The 4,866-nt window shown below is 63.1% G+C and carries 7 protein-coding genes; 5 read left to right on the top strand and 2 right to left on the bottom strand.

What is annotated here, in order from left to right; translation table 11 throughout:
- The 4 genes from VF497_RS03635 to VF497_RS03620 all read left to right on the top strand — a co-directional run.
- The coding region (locus VF497_RS03635; RefSeq protein WP_330886276.1) for a TonB-dependent receptor domain-containing protein at window positions 1-669 on the top strand (669 nt) is incomplete at its 5' end.
- A gap of 147 nt (window positions 670-816) precedes the next feature.
- Complete coding sequence (locus tag VF497_RS03630; RefSeq protein ID WP_330886275.1) at window positions 817-1,644, top strand: DUF4097 family beta strand repeat-containing protein; 828 nt, start codon at window positions 817-819, stop codon at window positions 1,642-1,644.
- Window positions 1,645-1,911: 267 nt separating this feature from the next.
- On the top strand, window positions 1,912-2,235 hold the full coding sequence (locus tag VF497_RS03625; protein WP_330886274.1) for a DUF962 domain-containing protein: 324 nt from the start codon (window positions 1,912-1,914) through the stop codon (window positions 2,233-2,235).
- 18 nt (window positions 2,236-2,253) lie between these two features.
- Window positions 2,254-2,637, top strand: a complete 384-nt coding sequence (locus VF497_RS03620; protein WP_330886273.1) for an MAPEG family protein — start codon at window positions 2,254-2,256, stop codon at window positions 2,635-2,637.
- 31 nt (window positions 2,638-2,668) lie between these two features.
- On the opposite strand, the gene VF497_RS03615 is transcribed toward VF497_RS03620, so the two are convergent.
- Window positions 2,669-3,007, bottom strand: a complete 339-nt coding sequence (locus VF497_RS03615) for a DMT family protein (RefSeq protein WP_330886272.1) — start codon at window positions 3,005-3,007, stop codon at window positions 2,669-2,671.
- Window positions 3,008-3,065: 58 nt separating this feature from the next.
- Between VF497_RS03615 and VF497_RS03610 the strand changes: the two genes are divergently transcribed.
- The gene (locus tag VF497_RS03610) at window positions 3,066-4,061 is read left to right on the top strand and encodes an isoaspartyl peptidase/L-asparaginase family protein (RefSeq protein WP_414706835.1); all 996 of its coding nucleotides are present in this window, start codon (window positions 3,066-3,068) and stop codon (window positions 4,059-4,061) included.
- A 136-nt stretch (window positions 4,062-4,197) separates the two neighbouring features.
- Here VF497_RS03610 and VF497_RS03605 read toward each other — a convergent pair whose 3' ends face one another.
- Window positions 4,198-4,701 (bottom strand): hypothetical protein, encoded by a 504-nt coding sequence (locus VF497_RS03605; RefSeq protein ID WP_330886271.1) that lies wholly within the window; start codon window positions 4,699-4,701, stop codon window positions 4,198-4,200.
- Between the last annotated feature and the right edge of the window lie 165 nt (window positions 4,702-4,866).

The raw sequence follows: 4,866 nt of genomic DNA, 5'->3' as shown, positions 1-4,866 counted from the left end.
CAGTTCTACGTGCCGCATCCGGAGAACAACAAGACCTCGCCGCAGCAGACGATGAACTACCAGTTCGGCGCGGTATACAAGACGGAAGGTTTCAGTGCCGATGCCGACGTGTTCTACATCGACTACAAGAACTTCCCGCTGTCCTCGGTCGATCCGGTCACCAAGGACCCGATCTTCGCGCTCGCGCGCGGCGCGCGCATGTACGGTTTCGAGGCCGAGGCGACGTACTACTTCGGTCGCGGTGTCAGCGCGTTCGCGAATGTCTCGACGATCGACGCGCAGTTCAAGCGCTCGAGCCTGGATCTGCCGAACGTGCCGGACGGTACGATGGCGTTGGGCCTTTCCTACGAGGACAACGGCTTGTTCGGCTCGATCTCGAGCAAGTACGTCGGTGAGCAGAAGGTCTACAACGGCGGCTTCAATCCGGACGACGCGACGACGGTGACCGCGTTCGGCAAGTCGGACGGCTTCTGGCAGACCGCGTTGAGCCTGGGCTACGGCCGCAACCTCGACGACTCGTTCATCAAGAGCTGGAAGTTCCGCCTGCAGGTCGAGAACGTGTTCAACGCGCACCATCAGGTCGCCGACTCGATCAAGAACGGCAACATCTACTACCTCGTGCTGCCGGGGCGGAACTGGTACGCCTCGGTCTCGCTCGGGCTCTGGTAGTCCCGGCGTCGGCGCCATGCGTCTCGCTCCCGCAGCAGGGGGCGAGACACGGTGGCGGCGGTTGTCGCACCGCGCCGCTTTCCTGTGTTTAAACCTTTTTTCGCCCGGACAGTATCCTAGTCGGAGCAATCCCTCCGGAGACCTCCGATGCGCCTGATCCTGCTCCCGCTGCTCCTCGCTTCCCCGCTCGCCCTGGCCAACGAATGCCAGTTCACTGCCGAGCGCAATCTCGACATCGACCCGGCCGGCCTGCAGGCCTTGCGCATGGAACTCGGCTCCAGCGATCTGAACGTGCAGGGCGATCCTGCGGCGACGCGGATCGAGGTGCGCGGCAAGGCCTGCGCCTCCGAGCAGGCGTGGCTCGACGAACTGCAGGTCGAGCAGAGCCGCCAAGGCGGCAAGGCTCTGGTCAAGGCCGCGCCGCGGCCGTCGCATTCCGGCCTGTTCGGCAAGCAGTACGCCTATATCGATTTCGTCGTGCGCGTGCCGGCGAATCTGGCGCTCGAAGTTCAGTCGGGTTCGGGCGATACGCGCGCGACGAACATCGCCTCGCTCGACTACCAGTCAGGCTCGGGCGACCTCAACCTCGACCGCGTCGCGGGCGCGGTGTCGGTCACGGTCGGCTCGGGCGATGTCGTCGCCAGTCATGTCGGCAGCTTCAAGCTCGGCCATGCCGGTTCCGGCGACATGCACGTGTCGGACGTGCAGGGTGACGTGGCCATCGGTCATGTTGGCTCGGGCGACCTGTCGTTCAGCGACGTGCGCGGCAGCCTGCGCGCCGATTCGATCGGCTCGGGCGACGTCGTTGCCGAGCGCGTCGGCAGTGATGTCTATATCGGCTCGATCGGTTCGGGCGACGTCACCGCGAAGACGATCGGCGGCGGCCTGACCGTAGTCTCCGCAGGCAGCGGCGACATCCATCACAGCGGCGTCGTCGGCAAGGTGCAGGTGCCGAAGCGGCACGAGGACGATTGAGAACCTGCCATCGAAGCTACTGCGCTCGATGTTGCGCGCCGGCGGTGCCGGACTGCGAAGGCAGAATGCCGGAGCGAACGGCGAAGCCGGCCCGAAGGGCGAGCCGCGGACGCAGCAAGTAATCCTCACATACTGTTTGTATGCTCCGGTTCCTGCGCTCCGGCGTCGCGCCCGATCTTAGATAGGATCGGCTCTTCGCTCGCTACGCTTCGATAACAGGTTCTCGGCGCAGCGCGTGGCTTGCTGGAGTGCCACGCGCGTTGCAGAATGGACCGTCGAAAGGCGATCCAGACCATGTACGCCAGCTTCCGCGAGTTCTATCCGTTTTATCTGTCCGAGCATCGCGACCGCATCTGCCGCCGGCTGCATTTCGTCGGCAGCACGCTCGTGCTGATCACGCTCGCCTGGCTTGCCGTCAGCGGCCGCTGGGCGTTGTGGTGGCTGCTGCCGCTGTTCGGCTACGGCTGCGCCTGGATCGGCCATTTCTTCTTCGAGAAGAACCGACCGGCGACTTTCACGCATCCCCTGTACAGCTTCGCTGGCGACTGGGTGATGTACGCCGCGATGCTGCGCGGAAAGATCTCCTTCTAGGCGAAGCCGGGAGAGAACATGCCCTGGGTCGATCTCGTCACCCTGCTCGCCGTGTTCGAATTCCTCGGCATGGCCTGGCTCGTCGGCAAAGCGCGCGTGCGGCACAGGGTGCATGCGCCGGCGACGACGGGCAACGAGCATTTCGAGCGCTGGTTCCGCGTGCAGCAGAACACGCTGGAAACGCTGATCATGTTCCTGCCCGCGCTGTGGATCGCCGCGCACTACTGGCCGCCCGGCTGGATGGCGCTGCTCGGCTTGGTCTACGTGATCGGCCGCGTGGTCTACGCGATCGGTTACGTGCGTGATCCGCGCACGCGCGGGGTCGGCTACTACCTGAGTATCGTGCCGGTCGTGGTGCTCGCCGCCCTTGGCCTGGTCGGTTGCGTGCGCGATCTGCTCTAGAACCTGTCTTGAGATCAGGTTCTGGGAACCTCTAGTCGAGAAAGATGAAGAACGCGGCAGCCACGATCAGGGCGAAGCCAACGATGTGGTTCCACTTGATCGCGGCGCCGAGGTAGAGCGTCGAGAACGCGACGAAGACGACGAGGGTGATGATCTCCTGGATCGTCTTCAGCTGCGCCGGGTTGTAGACGCGATAGCCGATGCGGTTGCCCGGCACCTGCAGGCAGTATTCGAAGAATGCGATCGCCCAGCTGACGAGGATGACGATCCACAGCGGCCGGTCGGTGAATTTCAGGTGGCCGTACCAGGCAAACGTCATGAACACGTTGGAGCCAAGCAGCAGCGCGATCGGCAATAGATAGTTGCTCATTTCAGGATTCCTGTTCCCATTCGTCTCGGTATACTTCGATGCCACGTTGGAGTACAGCATGCCGCATTTTCCCAGCCGTTTCTTCGCCAGCCTTCTGCTCAGCCTCGGAGCCGTTTCGATGACCCATGCCGCCACTCCCGTTCTCGTCATCCACGGCGGCGCCGGCGTGGTCAGGAAGGAGATGACGCCGGAGAAGGAAAAAGCCGTGCGCGCCGGGCTCGAAAAGGCGCTGCAGGCCGGCTATTCCGCGCTCAAGTCCGGCGCCAGCAGCCTCGACGCGGTGCAGAAGGCGATCGTCGTGCTCGAGGACGATCCGAATTTTAACGCAGGCAAAGGCGCGGTGTTCAATCACGACGGCCGTAACGAACTCGACGCCTCGATCATGGACGGCGCGACCTTGCGCGCCGGCGCGGTAGCCAACGTGCACCGGATCAAGAACCCGATCGATCTCGCGCGCGCTGTCATGGAGAAATCCGAGCACGTGATGCTGATCGAGGAAGGCGCGGAGAAGTTCGCCCAGTCCATCGGCATGCAACTGGTCGATCCGAAATACTTCTACACCGAGGCGCGCTGGAAGGCGCTGCAGCAGGCGCTCGAGGAAGAGAAGGCAAAGACCGCCGAGCCGGGCAAGACGCCGCACCATGGCACGGTCGGCGCGGTCGCGCTCGATGCGAAGGGCAACCTCGCCGCCGGCACCTCGACCGGCGGCATGACCAACAAGCGCTTCGGCCGCGTCGGCGACTCACCGATCATCGGTGCGGGCACCTATGCGGACGCCCGCTGCGCCGTGTCGGCGACCGGCTGGGGCGAGTTCTACATCCGCGCCACTGCCGCGCGCGACATCTGCGCGCGCGTCGAATTCCGCGGCGACGATTTGAAGAAGGCCGCCGACGAAGTCGTGCTCGGCGTCATCCCCAAGCTCGGCGGCGATGGCGGCGTGATTGCACTGGACAAGGACGGCAACATCGCGATGCCGTTCAACACCGACGGCATGTTCCGCGGCTGGATCGATCGCGACGGCAAGGCGCACGTGGCGATTTACGCGGGCGAGTGACGCAACGCCTCTGCTTTGGCCCTCCCCTTCAAGGGAAGGGGAGGGTGGGAATGGTGTTGCTTGAGGCGAAGAGGATGCGAATACCCTCCCTCCCTTGAAGAGGGAGGCTTCAAATCAAGGTGGCCGGCGCTTCGTGCTATTTCTCGTAGAAGTAAAAGCAGCCGATCAACGTGGATTTGCTGGACTTGTCATCGGTCATCACGAAGGCCGTTTTCTTCGGCCCAAGCTCTAGATCGCAGCCGAACATCTCGTCGTCCTTGTCGTCGCACTTCAGTCGCTTGCCCAAAGCTTTCTCGACAACCTTCCGGGTTGCCTCAAATCCGCTGTTCACCAGCACTGAAAAACCGACCGCCATGCCCGCCGATTCCGGATAAACCCTGGCCACCGGCAGGCCGAGCACGCTCTTGGGGGTTTTCGGCACGAGAAAGCCGCCCCTGTCCTGCTGATAGGTGTAGTTGGCGCGAAGATCCTCGGTGAATTTCGTGCCGCGAGCCTGATCGTCCTTCCAGTCCAGCCATGAATCCCTGCAAGTTGCCAGGGATTCGAGGTTCGGTTCGGCGGCGGCATGCGCAGCCGCGACGGCAAGAAAAAATTGGGCGAAAAGAACGATGGCGAAACGGTGTGGGGTGGCGGTTCTCAAAGCAGGTCTCCCGAAGGAACGAAGTCGAGTTCTGGTTCCTGCAAAGACGCCAAACGCTGCGAACAGGGATCAGATTAGAACCGCTGCGAACTTCCGCGTGACGGACTGCGACAAACGATTGTTTGCCAATTGATTGGCGAAATCCGCCGGCTGCGACACAATAGG

The sequence above is a fragment of the Rudaea sp. genome, from assembly GCF_036383415.1.
Lineage (GTDB): Bacteria > Pseudomonadota > Gammaproteobacteria > Xanthomonadales > Rhodanobacteraceae > Rudaea.
Note: the sequence above shows the minus strand (reverse complement) of the source record. Positions and strands in the feature narration are given on the sequence as shown.